The sequence below is a fragment of the Streptomyces sp. UNOB3_S3 genome, assembly GCF_020740895.1.
Classification (GTDB): Bacteria; Actinomycetota; Actinomycetes; order Streptomycetales; family Streptomycetaceae; genus Streptomyces.
In genome coordinates this window covers 1-2,881 of record NZ_JAILXP010000583.1, presented here as the reverse complement: position 1 = coordinate 2,881, position 2,881 = coordinate 1, and the positions used below count along the sequence as shown (strand labels likewise).

Genomic DNA, 2,881 nt, shown 5'->3' with positions numbered 1-2,881 from the left:
GGCTGGGGGCCTACAACCTGGTCGACGCCGTCACGGGCGACGGCGCGGGCGGACTGCGGGCGGAGGCGGCCCCGGCGCGGACCGGGCCGCCGACATCCGGCGAGACCGAGAAGACCGCGCGCGACTTCCTCGCCGCGTGGGCCGCCGGGGACACCGCCAAGGCCGCCGGCCTCACCGACAACGCCCAGGCGGCGACCACCGCCCTGGCCGCCTTCCGGGACTCCGCGCACGTGGAGAAGGTGACGTTCAAGCAGGGCACGGCCGTGGGCACCAAGGTGCCCTTCTCCGTCAGCGCCGAGGTCGTCCTCGGCAAGCAGCGCACCACCTGGGCCTACGACTCCTCGCTCGATGTCGTCCGCGGCGCGGAGGGCGGCCGCGCCCGGGTCGGCTGGCAGCCGGCGGTCGTCCACCCCGAGCTCACCGCCGGCCGGACGCTGCGCACCGGCCCCACCGAGGAGCCGAAGGTCGCCGCCGTCGACCGCTCCGGCGCGGAACTGGACCTCAAGGACCACCCGTCGCTGGAGTCCGTCCTGTCCGAGCTGCGCAAGAAGTACGGCGAGAAGGCGGGCGGCGAGCCCGCCGTCGCCGTCCGCCTCGAAGGGCCCGCGGGCGCGGCCCCCAAGAACCTCCACGTCGTCTCCGAGGGCAAGCCCGGCAAGCTGCGCACCACCATCGACGCGGCCGTCCAGCGCGCCGCCGAGACCGCGGTGAACAAGTACGGCGACGCCTCCGTGGTCGCCGTGAAGCCGAGCACCGGTGAGATCCTGGCCGTCGCCAACTCCAAGAAGACGGGGTTCAACGCCGCGCTGGGCGGTACGACCGCGCCCGGCTCCACGATGAAGATCGTGACGTCCGCGCTGCTGCTGGAGCAGGGCAAGGCCGCGCCCGGCAAGGCCCTGCCGTGCCCGAAGAACGCCACGTACGGCATGACCTTCCACAACGTGGAGAACAGCGAGAACCCCCGGGCCACCTTCGCCCAGGACTTCGCGGCGTCCTGCAACACCGCCTTCATCTCCTTCGCCGGGCAGCTCCCCGACGGCGCCCTCGCCGCCGAGGCCCGCGACGTCTTCGGGATCGGGCTGGACTGGAAGGCCGGCGTCGCGACGTTCGACGGCCGGGTGCCCACCGACAGCGGCGCGGGCAAGGCCGCCGCGCTCATCGGCCAGGGCCGGGTGCAGATGAGCCCCCTCAACATGGCGTCCATAGCGGCGACCGTCCGCGACGGATCGTTCCACCAGCCGTACTTCGTGGACCCGTCCCTGGACGGCCGTCAGCTCGCCCGGGCCGCCCGCCCGCTGTCGCCCGGCGCCGCCCGCGACCTGCGCTCGATGATGCGGCTCACCGCCGTCTCCGGTACGGGTGCCAGGGCGATGGCCGGCCTCGGCGGCGACATCGGCGCCAAGACGGGCTCGGCGGAGGTCGACGGCCAGACCGCGCCCAACGGCTGGTTCGCCGCGTACCGCGACGACGTGGCGGCCGCCGCCGTCGTCCCGCAGGGCGGGCACGGCGGCGACTCGGCCGGCCCGGTCGTCGCGGCGGTGCTGCGCGCGGGCGGCTGACCCGCGCGCCCGCCGGGTCCATCACTCGCGCTCGCCGGGTCCACCACCCGCGCTCGCCCGGTCCACCACCCGCGCCCGCCGGGTCCACCGGGCGCCGGGCCCGGGTGACGGAAACGACATCGCGGGCCCCCGGCGGCGCCGCTAGCGTCGGGTGTCATGAGCATTCCGTCCCGCATACCTGACCGCCGGGCCGGGGGTGGTGGCGCATGACGCCGCTCGTCGCCGTGGCCGTCCTCATCGCCGCCGTCACCCACGCCAGTTGGAACGCCATCGCCCACGGCATCAGGGACCAGCTCCTCGCCTTCACCCTCGTGGGCGGCGGCGGGGCGCTCTGCGGGGCGGCGCTGCTGCCGTTCGTACCGGTGCCCGCCGCCGGGGCCTGGCCGTACCTCCTCGCCTCGGCCGCCCTCCACACGGTCTACCAGGCCCTGCTCATGCGGTCGTTCACCCTCGGCGACTTCGGCCAGATGTACCCGATCGCCCGGGGCACCGCCCCGCTCGCGGTCACCGGTCTCGCGGCGCTCTTCGCCCATGAGGTCGCGGACGGCCGCCAGCTCGCGGGCGTCGCCGTCGCCTCGGCCGGGCTGACCGGCCTCGCCCTGTGGGGCATCCGGGGCTCGGGCACCCGGCCCCGGTGGGCGGCGATCGGGGCGGCCGTCGCCACCGGGCTCGCCATCGCCGCGTACACGGTCGTCGACGGCCTGGGCGTACGGGCCGCGGGCACGTCGCTCGGCTACATCTCCTGGCTGATGATCCTGGAGGGACTGGTGATCCCCGCCTGGGCGGTGGCCTCCCGGCGCGGCGCCCTGCTCGCCCAGATCCGCCCCTTCGCCGCGCGCGGGCTGCTCGGCGGACTGCTGTCCGTCTTCGCGTACGGGCTGGTGCTCTGGGCGCAGACCCGGGCGCCCCTCGCCCCGGTCGCGGCGCTGCGCGAGTCGTCGATCATCGTGGGCGCGGCGATCGGCACGGTCGTGATGAAGGAACGGTTCGGGGCGCCGAGGATCGCGGCGGCGGGACTGATGGTCGTCGGGATCGGGCTGATGCTGCACACGGGGTGACGGCCGTACACAGGGTGACGGCCGTACACGGGGCGATGGCCGCACACACGTTGACGCCGCACGCGGGGTGACGGTCCGTGGGGCCCGTGACGCGCCGCCGGGCGGGTGAGGTGCAAACACCCCGGCGGCCGGTTCCGGTATCCCTGGCCCATGCGCATCCGCACCATCGGCACCATCCGCAGCGGCGTCGCCGCCGGGGCCCTCGCCTGCCTGGCCACGGCCGCCCCCATGGCCCAGGCCGCGCCCGCCCCCCGGTCCACGGGC

2 protein-coding genes are annotated in these 2,881 nt (G+C 75.7%); both read left to right on the top strand.

Features of this window, described 5'->3' with window-relative positions:
* Positions 1-2: 2 nt before the first annotated feature.
* The gene (locus K6I33_RS33925) at positions 3-1,559 is read left to right on the top strand and encodes a penicillin-binding transpeptidase domain-containing protein (protein ID WP_229358650.1); all 1,557 of its coding nucleotides are present in this window, start codon (positions 3-5) and stop codon (positions 1,557-1,559) included.
* A gap of 206 nt (positions 1,560-1,765) precedes the next feature.
* Entirely contained in the window at positions 1,766-2,617 is an 852-nt protein-coding gene (locus tag K6I33_RS33920) for a DMT family transporter (protein WP_229358649.1), read from the top strand.
* Positions 2,618-2,881 lie beyond the last annotated feature (264 nt).